The following is a 23,625-nucleotide window of genomic DNA, read 5'->3' as shown; positions in this document are numbered from 1 at the left end:
TCAGGCGAAATGCTGCGGGCCGAAGGACATCGGCAGGAGCTGCCCCAAGGTCATCGTGCGATGCAGCCCGTCGGGGCCGCAGAGATGGACCGGCACGTCGTCTCCCGCGAACTCGCGCAGCTTCTGCCGGCAACCGCCGCAGGGTGTGATGACTTCAGGACCGGGACCGACCACGACGCATTCCAGGATGCGCTTGTTGCCCGAGGCGATGAGAGCGGCGATGGCGCCCGCCTCCGCACAGAGCCCCTGCGGATAGGCCGCGTTCTCGACGTTGCAGCCGCCATGGATGGAGCCGTCCTCGGCGCGCAGGGCGGCGCCGACATGGAACTTCGAATAAGGCGCATGGGCGCGCAGCATCATCCGCTGCGCCAGGTGGAGAAGGTCGTTCATCTCAATGCTCCTTCTCGTAGGGCACGCCGGCCGCCTTCGGCGCGACGGTGCGGCCGATGAAGCCGGCCAACAGGAATAGGGTCAGAAGATAGGGCAAAGCCTGGATCAGTTGCACCGGGACTTCGCCGACATGAGGCAGCTTCACGCCCTGCAGGCGGATGGCGATCGCATCGAGCAGGCCGAAGGCGAGGCAGGCGCCGAACGCCGGAACCGGCCGCCAGCGCCCGAAGATGATGGCCGCCAGGGCGATGAAGCCTTGCCCTGCGGTCATGTCGCGGCTGAACCCGGCATTCTGCGCGATCGACAGGTAGGCGCCGGCCAGGCCGGCGAACAAGCCGCAGATCAGCACCGCGCGGTAGCGCAGCCACGACACCGAGATACCGGCGGCATCGACCGCCAGCGGCACCTCGCCCACGGCGCGCAGCCTGAGGCCGAAGCGCGTGCGCTCGATCACCCACCAGGCAAAGGGCACGGAGAGAAGCGCGACATAAACCAGGATGTTGTCGCCGGCGACCGGGAAGAAGATCGGGTTGAGGCGCTCCGTCCCGGCCAGCGGCGGCGTCTGGCCGCCCCGTCCGAACCACGCCGTGCCCAGCACCACGGTGAGGCCCATGGCCAGGATGTTGATCGCGATACCGCTCACGACCTGGTTGCCGCGATGGGTAATGCAGGCGAAGCCGTGCAGGAGCGCCAGCACCTCGGCGGCGAGGATCGCAGCGCCGACCCCGGCCCAGGCGGAACCGGTCAACGACGCCGTGGCCGCGGCGAAGAAAGCCGCCATCAGCATCTTGCCCTCGAGCCCGACATCGATGATGCCGCTCTTCTCGGAGAACAACCCGCCCATGGCGCAGAGGACCAGCGGCGTCGCAACCCGCAGGGTGGCGGCGAGCGTCGCGATGACGAGGGTGAGCGCCTCCTCCACGTCAACCTCTTCGCGCGAACAGCGCCTGCAGCCACGGCCGCGGCAGATGGACGAGCGCACCCGAAAACAGGATCACCAGACCCTGGATCACCACCACCATCTCGCGGGTGATCTTGGGAATCTCGAAGTTCAGTTCAGCTCCGCCCTGCTGCAACGCGCCGAACAGCAGCGCCGCCAGCACGATGCCCAGCGGATGGCCCCTCCCCATCAGCGCCACCGCGATGCCGGTGAAGCCATAGCCGGCCGCGAAGTCGAGGACGAGCCGGTGGTGAACGCCCAGCAGCTCGTTGACCGCGACGCCGCCGGCCAGCGCGCCGGACAGGCACATGGCCAGCATGGTCGCGCGCTTCAGGTTGGTGCCGGCATAGAGGGCCGCTTCCGGATTCTGCCCCATGGTGCGCAGCCCGTAGCCCCAGGGCGTATGCCACAGGAAGATCCAGACTCCGACGCAAGCCAGAAGCGCCAGCAGCAGCGACAGGTTGAGCGCCGACGGCGCGACGGCGATGCCGATCCACTGCAGCGCGGCCTGCATCGACGGCACCGAAGCGGAGGCCGCGAAGCCGCGGCTCTGCGGCGTCATCGACCCCGGCGCGATCAGCACGTTGACCATCAGATAGACCATCAGGGCCGAGGCCACGAAGTTGAACATGATGGTGGTGATGACGATGTGGCTGCCGCGCCACGCCTGCATCCAGGCGGGAATGGCGGCCCAGGCCGCGCCGAAGGCCGCAGAGGCAAGGATGGCAAGCGGGACCATCAGCAGCCCCGGCAGGAGGCCATCGAGCGCCAGCACGGCGAGACCACAGCCCAACCCGCCGATATAGGCCTGCCCTTCACCGCCGATGTTGAACAGGCCAGCATGGAAGGCCACCGCGACGGCGAGGCCGGTGAAAATGAAGTTGGTGGCGTAGTAGAGCGTGTAGCCGATCGACTCGGAGGAGCCCACGGCGCCCAGGACCAGCAGCTTCAGGGCGTGGAACGGATCGACGCCGATGACCGCCACGATCAGCCCGACAAGGAGAAACGCCATCGCGATGTTAGCCAGCGGCAGCAGGCCGATCTCGACCCAGCCGGGCAGCGGACGGCGCGACGCGCTCATGCCGCCCGTGCGCCCGCCATCATCAGGCCCAGCGCGCGCTCGTCCGCCTCGCCGGCCGCGACCTCGCCCACGATGCGCCCGCCAAACATCACCAGGATGCGGTCGGCCAGCGACAGGATCTCTTCCAGTTCGACCGACACGACCAGCACCGCGCAGCCCGCGTCGCGGCTCTTGACCAGCTCGCGGCGGATGAACTCGATGGCGCCGATGTCGACGCCGCGCGTCGGCTGCCCGACCAGCAGCACCCTGGGATTGCGCGCCATCTCGCGCGCCAGGATCAGCTTCTGCTGGTTGCCGCCGGAGAAGTTCGCCGAGCGCAGGCCCGGTGTGCGCGGCCGCACGTCGAAGCGCTCCATGAGATCGGAGCAATACTTGCCGACGGCCGGACCGTCCATGAGGTAGTTGTGGCAGAACGGCTCTCGATCCTGATAGCCGAGGATCGAGGTCTCGGAGGCGAGGAAGGCCGGCACGAGTCCCTGCCGCAACCGGTCTTCCGGCACATGGGCCACCCCGAGATCCCGCATCTCGGCCGGGTCGACGGGATGGGCAGCATCGACCTTGCGCCGGCACACTTCCATCTCGCCGCCGGTCGGCGGCCGGATGCCGGAGAGGACCTGCAGCAGTTCGGTCTGGCCATTGCCGGAAACGCCGGCGATGCCCACGATCTCCCCCGCCCTCACCTCGAGTGAGATGTCGTCGAGCAGGCGGACGCCGCGGCCGTCGACCAGCGACAGGTGCCGCGCTGCCAGCATCGTCTCGCCTTTCCGTGCCGGCGCCTTGTCGAGATCGAAGCGCACCTTGCGGCCGACCATCAGTTCAGCGAGTTCCTCGGCCCCGGTCTCCGTCGTCCGCCGCTCCGCCACCACCTCGCCGCGGCGCATGACGATCACCTTGTCCGTCACCGCCAGGATCTCGCGCAGCTTATGCGTGATCAGCACGACCGTGACGCCGCGGTCGCGCAGCAGGCGCAGGATCTGCATCAGCCGGTCGGTCTCCTGCGGCGTGAGCACGGCACTGGGCTCGTCCAGGACGAGGATGCGAGCGCCGCGAAGCAGCACCTTGAGGATCTCGACCCGCTGCTGTTCGCCCACCGACAGGTCGGCGACGCGCGCATCGGGATCGACGGCCAGTCCGTATTCACCGGCGAGCCGCGCCAGTTCGGCCCGAGCCGCCGCCAGTCCGCCGGCCAGCAACGCCCCGCCTTCGGCCCCCAGGATCAGGTTCTCCAGCACGGTGAAGCTGTCGATCAGCATGAAATGCTGGTGGACCATGCCGATGCCGTGGTCGATGGCGTCGCGCGGGCTCGCCATCTCGACCGGACGTCCATCGATCAGGATCTCACCGGCATCGGCACGATGGAGTCCGTAGAGGATGCTCATCAGGGTCGACTTGCCGGCGCCGTTCTCGCCGACGATGCCGGTGATGCTGCCTCGTTCCACCCGAAGCGACGCACCGCGCACTGCGTGCACGCTGCCGAACGACTTGTCGATTCGCCGAAGCTCGATGGCAGCGTCGGCCGTCAGCTCTTGCACGAATTGTTGCTCATATAGTCGTGGACGACGATCTGGCCGGAGATGATGCCGGCTTTGGCCGCCTCGACCGCGGCTTTCATCTGCGGCGTGATGAGCTTTTCGTTGTCCTTGTCGAGCGCCCAGTCGACGCCGCCTTCCTTGAGGCCCAGCACCTGTACGCCCCCCTTCCACTCCTTGTTCCGGGCGGCGTTGAAGCTGTCGTAGGCCGCGAGATCGACGCGCTTCAGCATCGAGGTCAGCATGTTGCCGGGATGCAGGTGGTTCTGGTTGGAGTCGACCCCGATGCCCAGCTTGCCGCGGTCCTTGGCCGCCTGGAGGATGCCCAGGCCGGTGCTGCCGGCGGCGGCATAGACGACGTCCACGCCGCGATCGAACTGGCCCTTGGCCAGCTCGGCGCCGCGGCCCGGATCGTTCCAGGCGGCGGGCGTCGTGCCGGTCATGTTGGTGATCAGCTCGGCATTGGGACTGGCGTATTTGATGCCCTGCTCGAAGCCGCACTGGAAGCGGCGTACCAGCGGGATGTCCATGCCGCCCACGAAGCCGATCTTTCCGGTCTTCGAGGCCATTGCCGCCAGCACGCCGACGAGGAAGGAGCCTTCCTGCTCCTTGAACACGACCGACTGGACGTTGGGCAGGTCCACCACGCTGTCGATCACGGTGAAGTGGATGTTGGGGAATTCCCGGGCGACCTTGTCGAGAGCGACCGCCTGCGCAAAGCCGACCGCGATGATCGGATCCTGGCCGCGCTGGGCGAAGCGACGCAACGCCTGCTCGAACTGGGTCTCGTTGCTGGGCTCGAACTCCGCGACGGCGATGTTCGTCTCCTTCCTGAAGCGCTCGGCGCCCTGCCAGACTCCCTCGTTGAAGGATTTGTCGAACTTGCCGCCGGTGCTGAAGACGACGGCCGGCTTCACGGCGACGGTCTGTGCCTGCGCGAGAGCGCCGAGGCCGACGGCCGCCAGCACGGAGATCAGGGAGCCAACCCAGCGTTTCATTGCGATTCCCATGTTGCTGGCGAGAGTTTGGACCGGGCCGCGCCCCCGGTCTAGGTGAAGACGGGGCGACCGGAGACGGGCACGGGACTTGCTATAGTGCGGCAAATGGGAATGCGGCAAACGGGAGGGAAAATGGCCGAGTACGATCTCGTCATCCGCAACACGACGATTGCCACGGCCTCAGACGTGGTGAAGGGCGATATCGGGATCGTCGGCGGACGGGTGGTGGCGCTGGGCGAACGGCTCGACAAGGGCCGCCGCGAGATCGACGCGACCGGCCTGATCGCCGTGCCCGGCGGCATCGACGCGCATGTCCACTTCGACCAGGACACGGCAGACGGCTCGGTCTTCTGCGACGATTTCGAGAGCGGCAGCCGTGCCGCTGCGGCCGGCGGAACCACGACCATCATTCCCTTTGCCTACCAGAACAAGGGCCAGCCCCTGCGCGACGCGGTGAACAAGTATCATGCGCGCGCCGAAGGCAAGTCGCTGATCGACTATGCGTTCCATGTGATCCTGTCGGACGCCAGCGAGAAGATCATGGGCCAGGATTTCACCGCCCTGGTCGCCGACGGCTACACGTCGTTCAAGGTCTACATGACCTACGACGACGTGAAGCTGACCGATCGCGAGATGCTCGATGCGCTGGCGGCCGCCCGCCGCGAGCAGGCGATGCTCATGATCCATGCGGAAAACTCCGACTGCATCACCTGGCTGACCGAGCGGCTGGAGCTGAAGGGCATGACGGCCGCGAAGTTCCATGCGACGTCGCGGCCCTTCGTCGTCGAGCGCGAGGCCACGCACCGCGCAATCTCGCTGGCCGAGCTGCTCGACGTGCCGATGCTGCTGGTCCACGTCTCGGCCAAGGAGGCGATGCACGAGATCCAGCGCGCCCAGGCGCGCGGCCTGCGAGTCTATGGCGAGACCTGCCCGCAATACCTGTTCCTCAGCGAAGAGGATTTCGAGAAGCCCGGCGACGAGGGCGCCAAGTGCGTCTGCTCGCCGCCGCCACGCGGCACCGACAACCAGGAGCATATCTGGACCGGGCTCGCGGCCAACACCTTCCAGGTCCTCTCGTCCGACCACGCCGCCTTCAAGTTCGACGATGTGCGCGGCAAGAAGCTGCCCGGCGCCGCGCAGAGCTTCCGCAAGATTCCCAACGGCGTGCCCGGGGTCGAGACGCGGCTGCCTCTGCTCTTCTCCGAAGGTGTCAACAAGGGCCGCATCAGCCTGCAGCAGTTCGTGGCGCTGAGTTCGACCAACGCCGCCAAGATCTACGGCCTGCATCCCCGCAAGGGCACGATCGCGGTCGGCTCGGACGCCGACATCGTGCTGTGGGACCCCGAACGCCGCGTGAGCCTCACCAACTCGATCCTCCATCACAATTGCGACTACACGCCCTACGAGGGGCGCGAGCTCACCGGCTATCCGGTGATGACCCTCTCGCGCGGCGAGGTGGTGATGGAGGAAGGCCGCATGAGCGGCTCCGCCGGCCGTGGCCGCTTCCAGAAGTGCGACCGCCCCGAAGCCGCCCGCCCCCGCGGCCGGCCGCTGATCGATCCGTCGATCTTCGATTGACGCATCTGCAGAGATGAATCGCTTCGCCCAACACCAACCTCATGCTGAGGAGGCTGCGCAGCAGCCGTCTCGAAGCATGGGTTACACACACCACGCCTGTTGCCCATCCTTCGAGACGCCACGCTACGCGTGGCTCCTCAGGATGAGGTGGGTTTGATTAACCTGAGACGCGAAAACTCTCGGTCACAGGCTCATAGCCATCCAGGAAATCGACCACTTCGGCCACCGGCAGGACATCGGCGTATTTGGCCATCATGTCGTAGAGGTTCGCGTAGTGCGGGCTCTCGTGCTTGTCGGAGACGCATTCCTCGGGAACGATCGTGCGGAAGCTGCGCGAAAGGCTGTCGACCACGGTGGCGCGCACGCAGCCCGACGTCGAGCCGCCGGTGACGATCAGCGTATCGACCTGGTGAAAGGTGAGCAGCGAGCCCAGGTTCGTCTCGAAGAAGGCGGATGCCATGCGCTTGTTCATGACGATGTCATGGTCGCGGTCGACGTCGCAGCGATCGTCGAGTTGGGCCCGCCGGTCGCCGGCCTTGATGCTTCGCAGCCTCTCGGACATGTCGGCGCGCGTTCCCCAGACGCCGCAATCCTCGCCCGAGTCGAGATAGGCGACGAAGGTCCAGATGACCGGGCAGCCGCGGGAGCGCAGCAGGCGCGCCAGCCTGTTCACATGCTCGATCTGCCGGGGATCGGTCTCGTAGGCCGTCGCGAACTCGGAAGGCCGCGTGTAGGCGTTCTGGAGATCGATGTTCACCAGGGCTGGCTTGCGCCCAAAGCCGAAACGGCGCCGCTGCGGATCGGCTTTCAGCGCCTCGTAGAGTTCGCGTGCCGTCTTGGTCGAGGTTTCCATGCCCGACACTCCCACGGCAGTGCCCGCGAACGCCAGAGGTCTATCGGAAGCGCGGCATCACCTTGGTCCAGAAGGTCTCGATCGACTTCATCAGGACCGGATGCGGCACCAGGCTGTTGTAGGTGTAGCAGAAGACCCAATCGACAGGCTGCCGCTTCTGCTGCACTTCCATGCCGCGCAGCACGGTATCGACCGTGCCGACATAGGCGTAGCCCTGCGCAATCACCTCCTCCGGTGTGGGAAACCGGCCGGTCTTGGGATCGGCCATGCCCTTGCGGAAGCCGAAGGGCTCGAACCAGGCGCGGCCGGAGAACTGTCCTGAATCCTGCCACAGCGCCATCGCCTCCTCGTCGGTGTCGGCGATGATGACATCGCGCAGCACGCCGGTGCCCTGCCCCTTGGGCCTGCCCGAGACCTCGGCATAGACGCTGTAGAGCTTGTCCTCGTGGAAGGGATGCATCGGCGGCAGGATCGGCGTCACGTTCTCCTTCGCACAGAACCGAACGGTGTTCTCGGAGCTGGCGAAGGGCTGGAACAGCGGCGGGTGCGGCTTCTGAAGCGGCTTCGGCACGACGCCGACCGACTTCAGGATGCCGTTCTCGACGCCCTTGCCCCATTTCTCGGTCGTATCCAGCGTCCACGGCGTCGGCCCGGCCGGGATCTTCCAGAACCTGCCGTCATGGGTGAGCATCTCCTCTGTCCAGCATTTCTTGACGATGCGGAAATTCTCCTCGAACGCCAGGCGATTGGCGTTGTCGATCTCGTCGTGCTGGTTGGGCAAAGCGCCGTGAATGCCGTGCGTCTGCTGCGCCATGATGTCGACCCAGCGCCGCTGGTAGCCGCGTGCGAAGCCCGCATTGGCCCGGCCGCCGGTCATATGGTCGAGCATGGCGATATCCTCGGCCACGCGGATCGGGTTCGAGGCCGGCAGCACGATTCCCAGCTGTCCGACGCGGATGCGCTTGGTCTGCATCGCGAAGTAGAGGTCGAGCAGGACCGGGTTGTTGGAAAGCTCGAAGCCCTCGATGTGGAAGTGATGCTCGGTGAAGCTCACCGAATCGTAGCCGAGATCGTCGGCCAGACGGATCTGCTCGGACAGTTCCTTCAGCATGCGCTGGTAGAAGTCGGGCCGCATGCCGGCCATGCCGGTCTCGATCTCCGCCCGGCTGGCGATGCTCGGCAGATAGAAGAGCGATGCCTTCATTTCACTCCCTTTCACTTCATCTTGTTTTTCACTTCGACTTCGGTGTCGCGGCGACTCCCGGCACATGGTTGAGGACCGAATGGACGAGGCCGCCATCGACCAGCAAGGATTGCCCGGTGATGTAGCTGGCCTGCGGTCCCAGCAGGAAGGCGATGGCATCGGCGATATCGCCCGGCTTGGCGACCCTGCCGAGCGGCACCATCCTGGCGCGGCCGCGCGCCAGGATGGGCTTGCTGTAGATCGCGTCCGTCATCGAGGTATGGACGAAGCCCGGGCAGACGGCGTTGGCGCGGATGCCGTCGGGCGCCCATTCCTGGGCCATCATCTCGGTCAGCATGATCAGCGCCGCCTTGGTCGGGCTGTAGGCGCCGGTCGGAAGCTGCGGCACGACGCCCGCCATCGAGGCCAGCATCACGATGGCACCGCGGGAGCGCTTGAGATGCGGGTGGGCGGCCTTGGCCAGCAGCCAGTTGGCGCGCAGGTTGATGTCGAACACGCGGTTCCAGGTCGCAAGGTCGAGATCGACCAGCTTCGCGGGCGCGGTGATGCCGGCATTGCCTACCAGCGCATCGATGCCACCCATCGACTTGACGGCGGCGGCGATCACCTTGGCGGGCTCCGTCGGCTTGGCCATGTCGGCCTTGAGCGTACGCACCTTGCAGCCCGAGGTGCGCAGGTTGGTGGCCAGCGCCTCGAGCTCGTCGAGATAGGCCACGTCGCACAGCGTCATCGCCTCCGCGCCATCGGCCGCCAGTTTCAAGGCGGTCGCGCGACCGATGCCACGGCTCGCGCCGGTAATGACGACCCGCATTGTTTCCTCCCCTTTATGGCCCGTCTTATGGGGAGGATGGTGGCACGGTTCCCGGCTTGGGGTCGATGGGGAGGAGTCGATCGAAGCCGACCATTTTCTCGTAAAGCGCGGCGGCCTGAAGGAGCGCCGCCTCGCCGCGCGGCTTGCCGACGAGCTGCAGGCCCACCGGCCGGCCGAAACTGTCGAAGCCGCAGGGAACGGCGATCGCCGGGCTGCCGGTCACGGTGATGGCGGAGTTGAGCGTCGAGCCCGACATATAGTTTTCGAGCTTCTTGCCGGCGATGGTCGCCGGCGCCCGCAGGTTGACGTCGAAGGCGGCGGTCGGCGCGCCGGGCGTCACCAGCAGGTCGTAGGTCTGGAAGAAGGCGAACATCCGCCGATACAGCGCCGCGCGCTCCCGCTCCGCCCAGGCCAGCTGGCTCGTGGTCTGCTTCAGGCCGAGTTCGGTGTTCCAGATGATGTCGGGCTTGAACTTGTCGCGGTGCTGCTGGATCTGCAGTTCGCGGTCGACGAGGAATTGCTGGCTGCGAAACGCCATGAACACTTCATCGACCGGCCCGAAATCGGGCGAGACCTCCTCGACGATGCAGCCCAGCTCCTCGAAGCGTTGCGCCATCTTCGTACAGATCTCGCGGATCTCGCGGTCGACCTCGAACCGGCCGCCAAAGTCGATCGTGAAGGCCACCCGCTTCGGCAGCACGGGATTGGCCACCGCCGCGCTGAACGACACGGCGGGGGCGTCGAAGGTCATGGCGTCCTGGGGACAGAAGCCCGCCATCGTGTCGAGGAACAGCGCCAGGTCGGCGACGTTGCGCGCCATCGGACCCTGCACCGACTGCGGCGAATAGAGATTGTTCGAGGTGCCGCGCGTCACGCGTCCCGCCGACGGGCGGAGGCCGACCGTCGAGCAGTAGGTGCCGGGCCGCCGCAGCGAGCCGCCATGGTCGGAGCCATGCGCCAGCCAGACCTCGCCGGTCGCCACCGAGACCGAGCCGCCGCCCGTGGAGCCGCCACAGGTGAGCGAGGTGTTCCAGGGATTGCGCGTCCGGCCAAAGACTTCGTTGAAGGTGCTGCCGCCCGCGCCGAACTCCGGCGTATTCGACTTGCCCACCACGATGCCGCCCTTGCGCTCGATGCGCTCGACCAGCGGATTGGATTTCTCCGGCACGTGGTTGGCGAAGATCGGGGAGCCGTAGGTGGTGCGCACGCCCGCCACGTCGGTCAGGTCCTTGATCGACACCGGAAGACCGGCCAGCCAGCCCGCTTCGCCGTCGGCATCGTTGGCCTTGCCTTCCATGATCCGCTTGGCGTGGTCGCGCGCGCGGTCGAGGCACAGCGTCGGCATGGCGTTCACGGCGGGCTCGACCTGGGCCATGCGCGCCGCCGAAGCGTCCACCAGGTCGAGGGGCGAAATCTCCTTCTTCCTGAGGCGCGAAACGGCCTCGACTGCGGTAAGACGCCAAAGTTCGTTGCTCATGTATTGCCTCCGGCCAGCAGTGTGCCAGCCTTCGCGGGCGCCTGTCTGCCTTCCCTGTCCAGCAAACCGAATTGGCTGGCTTGACCGTTCTGCATGAGGCAGCACTCCTGCTCTCGCCCACCCGAGGAAACGCACAATGACAACGAACGAAGTACAGCCGGCCGGCCCACTCAAAGGTTTGCGCATCGTCGACATCTCGACGGTTGTGGCCGGCCCGTTCGCGGCGGGTCTGCTGGGCGATTACGGCGCCGAGATCGTGAAGGTCGAGATGCCGGGCGTGGGCGATTCGCTGCGCGCGCTGGCGCCGCACAAGGACGGCGTACCGCTCTGGTGGAAGGTCACCAACCGCAACAAGAAGGGTGTCACGCTCGATCTTCGACTGCCGGAAGGCCGCGAACTGTTCGCGAAGCTGGTCGCCGATGCCGACGTGCTGGTCGAGAACTTCCGCCCGGGTACGCTCGACGGCTGGGGCATTACGCGGGCCTGGCTGCAGGGCCTCAATCCGCGCCTCACCATTCTAAGGGTCACCGGCTTCGGCCAGGACGGACCCTATGCCGGGCGTCCGGGCTTCGCGCGCATCTTCGAGGCGATGAGCGGCTTCACGCAGATCTGCGGCGAGGAGGACGGACGGCCGCTGCATCTCGGCTATCCGATCTCCGACGCCGTTGCGGGCCTGTTCGGGGCGCTGGGAATCCTGGCCGCGCTGCACGACCTCGCGCGCAACCCCGAGCGCCGCGGCCAGGAGATCGACTGCTCCGCGACAGAAGCGATGATGCGCACGCTCGAGTTCCTGGCGATCGAGTACGACCAGCTCGGCGCCGTGCGCACGCGGTCAGGCAATCGCAGCCAGTATGCCGCGCCGGGCAACGTCTATCGCACCGCCGACGACAGGTGGGCGTCGATCGCGGCCTCGACCCAGAGCATCTTCGTGCGGCTCTGCGCGGCGCTCGACCTCAAGCACCTGCTGGAGGATCCGCGCTTCGCCCTCAATCCGGCGCGGGTGAAACACTATCGTGAGCTGGACGAGATCGTCGGCGCGGCCATCGGCAGGCTGACCCTCGCCGAGCTGCGCGAGACCTTCACCCGTCACGAGGTCGGCTTCTCGCCGATCTACGACATCGCCGACGTTTTCGCCGATCCGCAGTTCCAGGCCCGCCAGGCGATCGTGAGCGTGCCGGACGCGGAGCTGGGCTCGGTGCGCATGCAGGGCGTGGTGCCGCGCTTCTCCGAAACGCCGGGCGCCGTCCGCCATGCCGGTCCGGCGATCGGTCAGCACAACGAAGAAGTCTATGGCGGCCTGGGCCTGTCCGGGGCGGAGATCGCGGCGCTGAGGGCGCGCAAGGTCATCTAGCGAACCGTCGAAAAGGCCGGGTCCACCCCGATAAACGAAATAAACGCAATAAACGAATCAAACGAAAGAAAAAAGCAAAACGCGACTTCAGGTATCATGGTACCGCAGCCGGGCCGATTTTGCTCGCCGGGCGCCTGCAAAAACCCTAATCCAGCAGCCTGCCAGGGAGAATCACGATGCTACGACGTACGTTTGGCGCACTTTCGATCGCTACCCTGGCTGCGCCGGCGGCCCATGCGCAGGGCGAGAAGGTCGCGAAGCTGGTGGTCGGCTTTCCGGCCGGCCAGGCGACCGACATCGTCGCCCGGCTGCTCGCCGAGGCGCTGAAGCCCGAGCTGGGCGAGACCGTCATCGTCGACAACAAGCCCGGTCAGGGCGGCAGCATCGCGCTCGGCCTGGTCGCCCGCGCGACGCCGGACGGCAGCACCTTCGTCCTGTCGCCGCTCGCTGCCCTGGCCATCAATCCGCACCTCTACAAGAACGTGACCTACCGGAGCCTGACCAGCTTCGAGCCGGTGGCGCGCGTCTGCGACCTGCCGATGGTGCTGGTGGTGCATCCGTCGCTACCGGTGAAGACGCTGCCCGAGCTGATCGCCTACGCCAGGGCCAATCCGGACAAGCTCAGCCATCCCTCGTCGGGCAACGGCACCTTGAGCCATGTTGCGATGGAGGAGCTGAAGACAAAGGCCGGCATGCGCATCCTTCACGTGCCCTATCAGGGCAGCCCGCCGGCGATGAACGACCTCGTCGCCGGCACGGTGCAGGTCGCCATGGATACCGTCACTGTGACCAGGCCGCATATCGATGCCGGTCGCCTGCGCCTGATCGCCGTCAGCACGCTCGACCGCCTGACCTTCTTCCCCGACACGCCGACCATCGCCGAGCAGGGCTTTGCCGGCCTCGAAGCCAGTGCGTGGCTGGCGGTCCTCCTGCCGGCGCAGACGCCCGCCGACAAGGTCAGGCGGCTGTCGGACGCTGTCGTGAAGGTGGTTGGTCTGCCGGACATCCAGAAGAAGTTCCTGGCCGTGGGCGCTATTCCGCATGCCATGGACGCGGCCCAGTTCGCCGCGTTCCTGAAGAGCGAGGATCAGCGCTGGAGCAAGGTGATCGCCCAGTCCGGCATCAAGGCAGACTGACCATCTGCCGCCGGCGCTGAGCCGTGTAGAGGATGCCCAGCAGCATCAGGTTGAGCAGGTTGAAGGCGAGCGCCGACTGAAAGGCCGAGGTGTAGGAGAGCGTCGCGTCGAAGATGAAGCCGCCCAGCCAGCCGCCGGCCGCCATGCCCGCCATGGCGAACAGCATCACGACTCCCAAGCGCCATCCGGCGATGGTCGGGCCGTAGAGGAAGCGCAGGTTGAGCGCATAGCCCTGGACGATGGCGATGAAGGGAATGCCGTGCAGCAGCGACAGCACGTAGATGCCGTTGATGTCGCGCACGTAGAGGAAGCCGACCAGCGAGCCGATCTGGATCACCGAGCAGAGCAGGCTGACGGGCAGCGGTCCGATGCGCTGGGCGAGGCGCGCCATGACGAAGGTGGCGACGATGGCCGAGACCAGCACCAGCGACACCGCCTCGGTGCCACGCGCCGCCGGATAACCGAGGTCGCCGCAGAACGCCACCATGTGCACGAAGGGGATCGCCATGGCGGCGCAGCAGCAGAAACCGGCCGCCGACAGCAGCACCATGATCGTCGAGGACGGCAGCGGCAGATGCACTTTCTCCTCGCGCCGCCGCCCGCCCGGCCCGCGCAGGGTCGGTGCCGCACGGACGTAGAGAGCGCCCAGCAGCAACAGCACACCGGACACCAGCCCGTAGACCAGCAACGTATCGCGCCAGCCGATCTCCGGCAGCAGCAGACGATAGACCTGCGGCCAGACCGAACCGGCCACGGCCGGGCCGATCGAGATCAGCGCGACGGCCATGTTGCGTCGCTTCTCGAACCAGCCCTGCACGTTGTTCATCGCCGGCGTGAAGGTGCCGGCATTGCCGAAGAAACCCAGCAGCATCGCGTAGCCGGCGTAGAGCGCGATCTCACCACCGCGCGAGGCGACCCAACCGCCCAGGGCGATCGAGACGCCGGCGATCAGCAGCGGCACCCGCGGGCTGGTGCGGTCGGCGAGCCAGCCCATGAACACGCCGCCCACGCCCATGCCGAAGAAGCCCACCATGTAGGCGAAGGACGGCACGGCGCGCTGGTCGCCGAAATCGGCCGCCATCTCCTTGAGGCCGACCATGGGCAGATAGATGCCGCCGCCGCCCAGCGCGACGCAGGCCATCGACACCAGCGCCAGCCGCCACGCATAGGCGCTGTCGATGCCCCTCCCCGGGCGGGCTTCGCTCACTCGCGCGCCAGCGCCGCCGCAGCCGCCTTTTCGGCATCGAGCACCTGGTCGTCGTCCATCAGCACGGTGACCTTGCGCAGCTTGCCGGTGAAGGCGAACGGCGCCTCGTAGTGCGACACCGGGCTCGACCGGTCGCGGCCGATGTCGAGGCCCGACCAGGAAATGAAGCTCACGAAGCCGTTCTGGGTATCGAAGCTGCCCGCCGGCTCGCCGTCGATCAGGATCGTGGCGAGATTGCGGCCCTGGTTGCGGCGCATGCGCACCGCCAGCTTGCGGTTGCCCGCCGGCACCGGACGATCGGAGACGATCAGGTGATGCTCGCCGCCAATGTTCATGTCGTAGGCGAGCTTGCCGTCCTTCATGTAGAGCGAATAGCCGGTCGTCATATCGCCATGGGCGATCAGAACACCCTCGGTCATCGGCCCGTCGACATGGACGTCGGCCTCGATCGTGTAAGTGCGGTTGCGCACGTCGGGCGCCACGTCAGTCGGGACATGGCCCATGCCGGCGTGAAAGACGAAGCGGTTGCGCGGGCCGTGGAAGCGCTTGGCATTGTCGGCGAAGCGCGGCGCGAAGCGGTCGTCGAGCGGCAGCACCTTGTGCGCCTCGGCCTGCCGCCACCATTCCTCGATCATCGCCTTCAACCGCTCCGGCTCCTTCTCGGCGAGGTCGTTGGTTTCGTTGAAATCCTGGTCGAGGTGGTAGAGTTCCCACTTGTCGTTGGCGAAGTCGGCCCCCGGCGGATGGAACGAGACCGCCTTCCAGCCGTCCTGCACCAGGCCGCGATGGCCGAACATCTCGAAATACTGCGGCTTGGTCTTCGACTTCACCTTCGCGTTCTTGAGGCTCTTCGCGAAGCTGGTGCCTTCGAGCGGCATCTGCTTCACCCCGTTGACCACCTTGGGCGGCTTGATGCCGACGACGTCGAGCAGGGTCGGCACCAGGTCGCTGGCGTGGCAGAACTGATGGCGCAGCTCGCCGCGCGCGGCGATGCCCTTGTCCCAGGCCATGACCAGCGGATCTCGGATGCCGCCGCCATGCGTGTTCTGCTTGTAGCGGCGCAGCGGGGTGTTGGCCGCCATCGCCCAACCCCACGGGAAATTGGAATGGGTGTCGGGTCCGCCGATATCCTCGATGCGCGCGATCTTCTCCTCGAGCGATTCGCGGCGAAGGTTGTAGGGACCCATGGCGTTGATCATGCCGAACGGGCCGCCTTCCTGGCTGGCGCCGTTGTCTGACATGACAATGACCAGGGTGTCGTCGAGCTGGCCGGCGCTTTCGAGGAAGGCCATCAGGCGGCCAATATGCTGGTCGGCATGGTCGAGCATGGCGGCGTAGGCGGCCTGCAGCCGCGTGAACATACGGCGCTCCGGCTCGGCCACCTCCGCCCACGCCCGCACCGAATCGTTGCGCGGCGGAAGCAGCGTGCTCTTAGGCACGACGCCCATCTCGATCTGCCGTGCGAGGCGCTTTTCGCGCTCTACGTCCCAGCCTTCGGCGAATACCGAATCGTACTTGGAGACGAGGTTGAAGGGCGCCTGGTGCGGCGCATGGCAGGCACCAAAAGCGACCCAGGTGAGCCACGGAATCTCGGCATTGTCTGCGGTGTGGTCTGCGAGATAGCGGATCGCCTGGTCGACCAGGTCCGATGTCAGGTGATAGCCGGTGGCGAAGGTGCCCGGCGGATCGACCGGCGTGTTGTCGCGCACCAGCTCGGGCGCGTACTGGTCGGTCTCGGCATCCATGAAGCCGTAATAGCGGTCGAAGCCGCGGCCCAGCGGCCAGCCGTCGAACGGGCCGGTGGCGCCGGACTCCGTGAGCGGCGTCACGTGCCACTTGCCCAGCATGTAGTTGCGATAGCCGTGCGGGCGCAGCATCTCGGCGATGGTGCCCGCCTCACGGCTGATCTTGCCGCGATAGCCGGGATAGCCGGAATCAAAGTTGGCGAGGCAGCCGACGCCGACCGAATGATGGTTGCGGCCGGTGAGCAGCGCGGCGCGCGTCGTCGAGCACATGGCGGTGGTGTGAAAGCCGGTGTAGCGCAGCCCGCGCTTGGCGATGGCATCGATCGCGGGCGTGTGGATCGGCGAGCCGTAGCAGCCGAAGTCGGAGAAGCCGACATCATCGAACAGGATGACCAGGATATTCGGGGCGCCTTTTGGCCGCTTGGGCGCTTCCGGCCAGTGGGGCTGTGACTCCTGAACCGTCTTGCCGATCTTCCCCTGATGTCCCGTCATGCGCTTCCTCTTTCGTTGCCCGCGGTTGTCCGACACTTGGGCAGCGCGATCAACCTTGTCGCAGTTCATGCCACTTGTTAGGGAAAGTCATGGCTCACTTCACCTCCGATGGGCTCGACCTCGCCTATGACGAATTCGGTCCCGCCGATGGCCGCAAGGCGATCGTGCTGGTGCACGGCTTCTCCGCGAACCGCCACGAGAACTGGAAGCGCATGGGCTGGTACGACGCCATCGCCGCCAAGGGGCTTCGCGGCTTCGCGCTCGACAATCGCGGCCACGGCGAGAGCGCCAAGCCGCACGATCCGAGCCTCTACGACCGCGAGGCGATGGCCCGCGATGTATTTGCATTAATGGACCATGCCGGCGTCGAGCGCGCGCATGTCCTGGGCTTCTCGATGGGCTCGCACATCGCCCTCACGGCGGCCCTGCTCGATCCCGGCCGCATCGACCATCTCGTGGTCGCGGGCGTCGGCGGCAAACTCTTCGATCCGCCTCGCACCGAGGGCGCGATGGCGGAGGCCATGGAGGCCGACAACCCCGACGATATCGCCGACCCGATGCTGAAGAGTTTCCGCCACTTCGCCGACGAGCAGAAAGAGGACCGGCTGGCCCTGGCCGCCTGCTCGCGCGGCCCGCGCCTCCCGCTGACCCGCGATTCGCTGATGGCGATCCGCCGCCCGACGCTCGTGGTCGCCGGCGCGCGCGACCAGCTGGCCGGCCCGCCGCAAGGTCTGTCCGAGGCCATTCCAGGCGCCAAGGCCGTGACGCTGCCGGGTTGCGATCACTTCTCCTGCATCGGCCATCCGATGTTCAAGGCGACCGTGTTCGACTTCTTCGATGGTTGGCTCGAGTAGCCGCCGTGGCGCGCGTCAGATTCAAATCGATCCAGGCGCGTGCCGCCAGGCGCAAGGGCGGCGAGAAGGTGCTGGCCTCCCTGCTGCCGAAGAAACGCGACAACAAGGCTTTGGCGAAGCTGACAGACGACCGCGTGCTGGCCGAGATGGCGCGGCGTGTCTTCTGCGCCGGCTTTGTCTGGAGCGTGATCGACAAGAAGTGGCCGGGCTTCGAGGAGGCGTTCCTCGGTTTCAATCCAAAGCGGCTCCTGTTCCAGCCCAGCGAATTCTGGGAGAAACTTACACAGGACACGCGCATCGTGCGCAACCCGGCCAGTATCCGGTCGGTGCGCGACAATGCGAAGTTCGTCACCGACATCGCGGCGGAGCATGGCAGCTTCGGCAAGTTCCTCGCCGCCTGGCCGGCCGACGACCAGATCGGCCTGCTCGAAATCCTCGCCACGCGCGGCTCCCGCCTGGGGGGCTTCTCAGGCCAGTACCTGCTGCGGTTCCTCGGGCGCGATTCCTTCATCCTGACCGGCGATCTCATGATGTGCCTGCGGGATGCCGGCGTACCGATCAGCGAGAAAGGCACATACAAGAAGGACCAGAGGCTCGCCCAGGCGCAGATCAATGAGTGGGCCAGGGAAAGCGGCCTGCCGCTCACCCACATCTCGCGAATCTGCTCGATGTCGATCGGCGAGAATCACGATGCCGCGCGCCTCGCGGAAAACATGCGGACGTGACCATGACGAATATCCTGCTGATCAATCCCAACACGACGAAATCGATCACCGATCTCGTCCTCAGGACGGCGAAAGGTTTCGCCTCCAAGGGCACGCGCCTGCGGGCCCTCACCGGTTCCTTCGGCCCTCGATACATCGCCTCGCGCGCGGCCTACGCCATCGCGAGCCATGCCGCGCTCGACGCCTATGCCAACGATCGCGGCCCGAAGGATGCGGTCGTGCTGGCCTGCTTCGGCGATCCCGGCCTTGCGGCGCTGAAAGAGGTCAGCCCGGTGCCGGTCGTGGGCATGGCTGATGCGTCGATCCTGCAAGCCTGCGCCATGGGGAATCGGTTCTCCATCGTCACCGGCGGCGAGCGCTGGAAGTCGATGCTGGAAGAGTTCGTAGCAGGCCACGGACTCACCTCTCGCCTCGCCTCCGTGCGCACCGTGGCGCCGACCGGCGCCGACATCGCCCGTAACCCCAAGGCCGCCATGGAATTGCTGGCAAAAGGCTGCTCTGCCTGCGTCGAGGAGGACGGCGCCGACGTCGTCATCCTGGGTGGCGCGGGCCTGGCCGGCCTTGCAGCGAAGCTGAAGCCGATGGTCGACGCCCCTCTTCTCGACGGCGTCGCCTGCGCCATCTCAATGGCCGAAGGCCTGGCGCTGCAACAGCCGGCGAAAGCCAGGAATGGTGCACTTGCGAAGCCGGGCGCCGTCGACAGCATCAAACTCTCCAAAGGTCTTTCGAAGCTGCTGCAATCGCCCTAGGGTCGATCCCCATGCGGTTGGTCAGCTTTCGCCATGCGGGCGCGAACAAATTCGGCGCGGCCGTCGAGGGCGGCGTCGTCGACTTGTCTTCACGCACCAGCGGGCGCTGGTCCGGCCTGCGTGACGTCATCGCCGCGAAGGCGCTCGGCGAACTCGCTGCGGCGGCAACGGGTGCGCCAGCCGATCTCAAGCTGGAAGATGTCGAGTTGCTGCCGGTCATTCCCGATCCCGGCAAGATCCTCTGCGTCGGCCTCAACTATGCGAGCCATGTCGGCGAGGTCGGACGCCAGATGCCGACGGTCCCCAGTGCCTTTTTGCGCCTCCACAACACGCTGGTGCGCCATGGCGGCGACATCGTGCGGCCGCGCGCCTCGACCCACTTCGACTACGAGGGTGAACTCGCCATCGTGATCGGCGAACGCTGCCGGCACGTCCCGCGCGCCCGCGCCCTCTCCGTGATCGCGGGCTACACCTGTTTCATCGACGGCAGCGTGCGCGACTTCCAGAAGCATTCGGTGTTCGCCGGCAAGAACTTCCCCGCGACCGGGCCGCTGGGTCCGTGGATGGTCACGGCGGATACGATCGCCAATCCGCAGCGGCTGGAACTGACGACGCGGCTGAACGGCACCGTGGTGCAGCACGACACGACCGATCACATGATCTTCGATGTCGCGACCATCATCGAATATCTCTCGACCGTGACCTGGCTCGAGCCCGGCGACATCATCGCGACCGGCACGCCCGACGGCGTCGGCGCCGGCCGCAAACCGCCACTCTGGATGAAGGCGGGCGACAGGCTGGAAGTCGAGATCTCACGCATAGGGACCTTGGGCGTCAATGTCATCGACGAGTAGCTCTTTCGACCTGCCGGCCAGCGACGCCGGCACCGATGCGAAGAAGGCCCGCGAATTCAAGGTGATCGCGCTGATCGCCGTGGCGCATTTTGTGAGCCACGTGCACATCATGCTGCTGCCGCCTCTGTTCGGCGAGGTGAAGGAGGCTTTCGGCGTCGGCTATGTCGAGATCGGCCTGGCGCTGACGGCCTTCAACGCCGCCTCGGCCCTGCTGCAGACGCCGGCCGGTTTCCTGGTCGACAGGGTCGGCCCGCGCGCCATGCTGACCGGCGGCCTCGTCCTCGGCGGCCTCGCGGTCACGGCGGCCGCGCTTCTGCCGGGCTACTGGTTCTTCGTCATTGCCTACGGCTTCCTCGGGCTTGCCAACACCGTCTATCACCCGGCCGACTATTCGATCCTCTCGGCCACCATCGATCACAAGCGGATCGGCAAGGCCTTCTCGATCCATACCTTCGCAGGCTATCTCGGCTCGGGCGTCACGCCGGCCCTGGCGCTGGCCTGCGCGGCGATGTGGGGCTGGCGCGGCGCCTTCTTGGTCGTGGCCGGTCTGTCGATCGCGACCGCCTTCGTGTTGATCGTAGCCGGCAGCATCCTGCCGCGCATCTCGCACAAGCCCGGTCAGGCACCCGCGAAGAGCGAGCAGAAGGTCGGCCTCGACCTGCTGCTGAGCGCACCGATCCTGCGCAACCTGCTGTTCTTCTTCTGCCTCGCCATGGCCAATGGCGGCATCCAGACCTACACCATCGTCGGCATGGCGAAGATCCACGGAACGCCTGCCGACATCGCCAGCATCGCGCTGTCGGGCTTCCTGCTGTTCAGCGCCGGCGGCGTGCTGCTGGGCGGCATCATCGCCGACCGCACGCCGCACCATGAGCGCGTGGCGGCCGTCGGCTTCGCCTGCACCTCGACCATGGCGATCCTGATGGCCTGGGTGAACATGCCCGCCGCTCTGCTGATCGGCGTCATGTCGGCGGGCGGCCTGCTCAATGGCATCATCCAGCCGTCGCGCGACATGATGGTGCGCGCCGTCACGCCGCCCGGCTCGTTCGGCAAGGTGTTCGGCTTCGTCAGCACCGGCTTCAACCTGGGCGGCATGGTCGCCCCGCTGCTCTATGGCTTCCTGATGGACCATGGCGAGCCGCGCGCCATCTTCATGATCGTCACTGGCTTCATTTTCCTGGCGCTGGTGACGGCGATCACCCGCCGCAAACCCGAGAGCATTGCCTGATGGATTCCCTGACGCCCGCCACTTCTCCCAAGACGGAAGCCCTCGCCCGCCGTTACGGCGCCGATGTCCTGCCCGCAGCCGGACCATGGAACGAGACCATCGCCACGATGCTCGACCATCGCTCGGTGCGCAGCTACAAGCCCGATCCCGTGCCGACCGGCGCGCTCGAAAGCATGATCGCCGCCGCTCAGTCGGCCGCCACCAGCTCCAACATGCAGTGGTGGTCGGCCGTCGCCGTGACCGATCCCGCCAAGAAGAAGGTGCTGGCCGAAGTCGCCGGCGGCCAGAAGCATATCGAGCAGTGCCCGCTGTTCATCGCCTGGATCGCCGACATGTCGCGCAACCAGCGCATCTCGAACGCGACGAAGACGCCATTCGAGACCATGCCCTGGCTCGAGACGTTCATGGTTGCCTCGATCGACGCGGCGCTGGCGGCCCAGAACGCGGTGGTCGCCGCGGAATCGATGGGTCTGCGCACCGTCTATATCGGCGCCATGCGCAACGATCCCATCCGCGTTGCCGAGCTGCTGGGCCTGCCGCCGCAGGCCGTGGTGGTGTTCGGCCTCTGCGTCGGCTACGCGACCGAAAAGGGCGAAGGCGAGGTGAAGCCCCGCCTGCCGCAGTCGGTCGTGCTGCACACCGAGCGCTACGACGCGAGCAAGGAAGAGGCTCTGCGCGCCGCCTATGACGCCGAGATGAGCAAGTTCTCGGCCCGCCATGAGCTGCAGGCCGCGACCTGGACACAGCGGGTTCTGAATCGCCTCGGCCCGATCAAGGCGATGAACGGCCGCGAAACCCTGCGCGCCGCGCTGGCGAAGATGGGTTTCGAGGTGCGGTAGGCCGAGCTTCGCTCGGCCTCATGGCACGCCGCGTGCTGGAGTGCCGGGACGGTCAGGACGGAGGCAACATGCGGCGGACGGCTCATCGTTTTCTCATGGCAGTCGCTTTCTGTGCGGCAGCGAGTACCGCCTCGGCACAGGGGCATCTCAGGATCGGGATCGGCGACGATCCCGATGTGCTCGATCCCAGCCTGTCGCGCACCTATACCGGCCGCATCGTCTTCGCCTCGATCTGCGACAAGCTGTTCGACATCGACGAGAAGCTGGCGATCGTGCCCCAGCTTGCGCTCGGTCATGAGACTTCGGCCGACGGCAAGACCGTCCTCATCAAGCTGCGGCCCGGCGTGAAGTTCCATGACGGCGAGCCGTTCGACGCGGCGGCGGCCAAGTACAGCCTCGAGCGCCACCTCACCCTGAAGGGCTCGTTCCGCAAACCCGAGATCGGCATCGTCGAGAGCGTCGACGTGGTCGACCCGCTGACCGTCAAACTCAACCTGAAGCAACCCTTCTCGCCGCTGCTGGCGCAGCTCACCGACCGGTCGGGCATGATGGTTTCGCCCAAGGCGGCAGAAGCGGCGGGCGACAAGTTCGGCCTGAAGCCAGTCTGCGCCGGCCCCTACAAGTTCGTGGAGAGGGTCCAGCAGGACCGCATCGTCGTCGAGAAATTCGCCGACTACTGGAACAAGGACCAGGTCTTCATCGACAGGATCACCTACCTGCCGATCGTCGATACGACCGTGCGCCTGGCCAATCTCCGCTCCGGCGGCATCGACCTCACCGAGCGCATCCTCGCAACCGACATCCCGACCGTGCGCGCCGATCCCAAACTCAAGCTCGCCAACTCGGTGTCGCTCGCCTGGTTCGGCCTGATGATCAACCAGGACAATGGACCGAAGTCGAACAATCCGCTGGGAAAGGACCCCAGGGTGCGGCGCGCCTTCGAACTGGCGCTCGATCGCGACGCCATCAACCAGGTCGTGTTCAACGGCGAGTTCGTGCCGGGCAACCAGTGGGTCAGCCCGCAGAGCCCGTACTATCAGAAGGATTTTCCGATCCCCAAGCGCGACATCGCCAAGGCGAAGGCGCTGATGAAGGAGGCCGGCATCACCGGCAAGCTGACCCTCGACTACATGGTCAACAACGCGCCGGAGTCGCGCGCCATCGCCGAGGTCGTGCAGTCGCTGGTCGCCGAGGCGGGCTTCGACCTGAAGCTGCGCGTCGTCGAGGTGGCGACCGCGCTGAAGGCCGGCGAGGATGGCGACTTCCAGGTCTATGCACTGACGTGGAGCGGCCGCAGCGATCCCGACGGCAATTCAGTGGTCTTCCAGACCTGCGGCGCGCCGCAGAACATGGGGAAGTACTGCGACAAGGAACTGGACGGCTGGCACCAGGAAGCGCGGGCCGCGACCGAACTGGAGGCGCGCAAGGCGATCTATCGCAAGGTCACCGAGCGCTTCCTCGACAAAGGCTGGATCTTCTACCTGTACCACCCGCAGAATCTGGCGACCCATACGGTCCGGCTCGAAGGGTTCCGGCCGGTGCCGGACGGGCTGCTGCGCGTGGTCGGCCTGAAACTGAAATAGC

21 protein-coding genes are annotated in these 23,625 nt (G+C 66.5%); 10 read left to right on the top strand and 11 right to left on the bottom strand.

The features are described from left to right. From EPO41_RS01945 to EPO41_RS01925, 5 genes are read right to left on the bottom strand one after another with little or no spacing between them, the layout of a single operon-like run. Positions 1 to 390: a cytidine deaminase gene (locus EPO41_RS01945; RefSeq protein ID WP_296319691.1), complete on the bottom strand. Its 390-nt coding sequence runs from the start codon at positions 388 to 390 to the stop codon at positions 1 to 3. Between the two features lies 1 nt (position 391). Then, a complete protein-coding gene (locus EPO41_RS01940; RefSeq protein WP_296319687.1) occupies positions 392 to 1,312 on the bottom strand; it encodes an ABC transporter permease in 921 nt (306 codons plus the stop codon). Position 1,313: 1 nt separating this feature from the next. After that, on the bottom strand, positions 1,314 to 2,411 hold the full coding sequence (locus EPO41_RS01935; RefSeq protein ID WP_296319685.1) for an ABC transporter permease: 1,098 nt from the start codon (positions 2,409 to 2,411) through the stop codon (positions 1,314 to 1,316). Next, a complete protein-coding gene (locus EPO41_RS01930; RefSeq protein ID WP_296320047.1) occupies positions 2,408 to 3,934 on the bottom strand; it encodes an ABC transporter ATP-binding protein in 1,527 nt (508 codons plus the stop codon). Before EPO41_RS01930 ends, EPO41_RS01935 begins: the two co-directional genes overlap by 4 nt. Further along, positions 3,931 to 4,938 (bottom strand): BMP family ABC transporter substrate-binding protein, encoded by a 1,008-nt coding sequence (locus EPO41_RS01925; RefSeq protein ID WP_296319681.1) that lies wholly within the window; start codon positions 4,936 to 4,938, stop codon positions 3,931 to 3,933. The genes EPO41_RS01930 and EPO41_RS01925 overlap by 4 nt, the downstream gene beginning before the upstream one ends. 132 nt (positions 4,939 to 5,070) lie before the next feature. Here EPO41_RS01925 and hydA point away from each other — a divergent pair, with 132 nt between their 5' ends. Beyond that, positions 5,071 to 6,516 carry a dihydropyrimidinase gene (gene hydA, locus EPO41_RS01920; protein ID WP_296319679.1) on the top strand — a complete coding sequence of 482 codons (1,446 nt, stop codon included), beginning with the start codon at positions 5,071 to 5,073 and terminating at the stop codon, positions 6,514 to 6,516. A gap of 157 nt (positions 6,517 to 6,673) precedes the next feature. Here hydA and EPO41_RS01915 read toward each other — a convergent pair whose 3' ends face one another. From EPO41_RS01915 to EPO41_RS01900, 4 genes are read right to left on the bottom strand one after another with little or no spacing between them, the layout of a single operon-like run. After that, complete coding sequence (locus EPO41_RS01915) at positions 6,674 to 7,369, bottom strand: isochorismatase family protein (protein ID WP_296319677.1); 696 nt, start codon at positions 7,367 to 7,369, stop codon at positions 6,674 to 6,676. A 40-nt stretch (positions 7,370 to 7,409) separates the two neighbouring features. Continuing rightward, a complete protein-coding gene (locus EPO41_RS01910) occupies positions 7,410 to 8,573 on the bottom strand; it encodes an LLM class flavin-dependent oxidoreductase (protein WP_296319675.1) in 1,164 nt (387 codons plus the stop codon). Positions 8,574 to 8,601: 28 nt separating this feature from the next. Beyond that, a complete protein-coding gene (locus tag EPO41_RS01905) occupies positions 8,602 to 9,384 on the bottom strand; it encodes an SDR family NAD(P)-dependent oxidoreductase (protein ID WP_296319673.1) in 783 nt (260 codons plus the stop codon). Positions 9,385 to 9,409: 25 nt separating this feature from the next. Then, positions 9,410 to 10,861: an amidase family protein gene (locus tag EPO41_RS01900; protein WP_296319670.1), complete on the bottom strand. Its 1,452-nt coding sequence runs from the start codon at positions 10,859 to 10,861 to the stop codon at positions 9,410 to 9,412. A 136-nt stretch (positions 10,862 to 10,997) separates the two neighbouring features. Between EPO41_RS01900 and EPO41_RS01895 the strand changes: the two genes are divergently transcribed. Both EPO41_RS01895 and EPO41_RS01890 read left to right on the top strand, forming a co-directional pair. After that, positions 10,998 to 12,212 (top strand): CoA transferase, encoded by a 1,215-nt coding sequence (locus EPO41_RS01895; protein WP_296319668.1) that lies wholly within the window; start codon positions 10,998 to 11,000, stop codon positions 12,210 to 12,212. 176 nt (positions 12,213 to 12,388) lie between these two features. Then, a complete protein-coding gene (locus tag EPO41_RS01890) occupies positions 12,389 to 13,348 on the top strand; it encodes a tripartite tricarboxylate transporter substrate binding protein (protein WP_296319666.1) in 960 nt (319 codons plus the stop codon). Here EPO41_RS01890 and EPO41_RS01885 read toward each other — a convergent pair. Then, the gene (locus EPO41_RS01885; protein ID WP_296319664.1) at positions 13,335 to 14,555 is read right to left on the bottom strand and encodes an MFS transporter; all 1,221 of its coding nucleotides are present in this window, start codon (positions 14,553 to 14,555) and stop codon (positions 13,335 to 13,337) included. The two genes, EPO41_RS01890 and EPO41_RS01885, sit on opposite strands and share 14 nt — an antisense overlap. Then, complete coding sequence (locus EPO41_RS01880; protein ID WP_296319663.1) at positions 14,552 to 16,792, bottom strand: arylsulfatase; 2,241 nt, start codon at positions 16,790 to 16,792, stop codon at positions 14,552 to 14,554. The genes EPO41_RS01885 and EPO41_RS01880 overlap by 4 nt, the downstream gene beginning before the upstream one ends. Positions 16,793 to 16,881: 89 nt before the next feature. Between EPO41_RS01880 and EPO41_RS01875 the strand changes: the two genes are divergently transcribed. From EPO41_RS01875 to EPO41_RS01845, 7 genes are all read left to right on the top strand, one after another. After that, complete coding sequence (locus EPO41_RS01875) at positions 16,882 to 17,646, top strand: alpha/beta hydrolase (RefSeq protein WP_296319661.1); 765 nt, start codon at positions 16,882 to 16,884, stop codon at positions 17,644 to 17,646. Between the two features lie 5 nt (positions 17,647 to 17,651). Continuing rightward, a complete protein-coding gene (locus tag EPO41_RS01870) occupies positions 17,652 to 18,371 on the top strand; it encodes a DNA-3-methyladenine glycosylase I (protein WP_296319657.1) in 720 nt (239 codons plus the stop codon). A 2-nt stretch (positions 18,372 to 18,373) separates the two neighbouring features. Next, complete coding sequence (locus EPO41_RS01865) at positions 18,374 to 19,120, top strand: aspartate/glutamate racemase family protein (protein WP_296320044.1); 747 nt, start codon at positions 18,374 to 18,376, stop codon at positions 19,118 to 19,120. Positions 19,121 to 19,131: 11 nt separating this feature from the next. Then, positions 19,132 to 19,974 carry a fumarylacetoacetate hydrolase family protein gene (locus EPO41_RS01860; RefSeq protein WP_296319655.1) on the top strand — a complete coding sequence of 281 codons (843 nt, stop codon included), beginning with the start codon at positions 19,132 to 19,134 and terminating at the stop codon, positions 19,972 to 19,974. Continuing rightward, a complete protein-coding gene (locus tag EPO41_RS01855) occupies positions 19,958 to 21,202 on the top strand; it encodes an MFS transporter (RefSeq protein WP_296319652.1) in 1,245 nt (414 codons plus the stop codon). Before EPO41_RS01860 ends, EPO41_RS01855 begins: the two co-directional genes overlap by 17 nt. Continuing rightward, positions 21,202 to 22,041 carry an NADPH-dependent oxidoreductase gene (locus tag EPO41_RS01850; protein ID WP_296319651.1) on the top strand — a complete coding sequence of 280 codons (840 nt, stop codon included), beginning with the start codon at positions 21,202 to 21,204 and terminating at the stop codon, positions 22,039 to 22,041. Before EPO41_RS01855 ends, EPO41_RS01850 begins: the two co-directional genes overlap by 1 nt. 95 nt (positions 22,042 to 22,136) lie before the next feature. After that, on the top strand, positions 22,137 to 23,624 hold the full coding sequence (locus EPO41_RS01845; RefSeq protein WP_296319649.1) for an ABC transporter substrate-binding protein: 1,488 nt from the start codon (positions 22,137 to 22,139) through the stop codon (positions 23,622 to 23,624). Position 23,625 lies beyond the last annotated feature (1 nt).

This window comes from Reyranella sp. (assembly GCF_004297265.1).
GTDB lineage: Bacteria > Pseudomonadota > Alphaproteobacteria > Reyranellales > Reyranellaceae > Reyranella.
The sequence above is the reverse complement of the archived record's forward strand: the minus strand, read 5'-3'. Positions and strand labels throughout refer to the sequence as shown.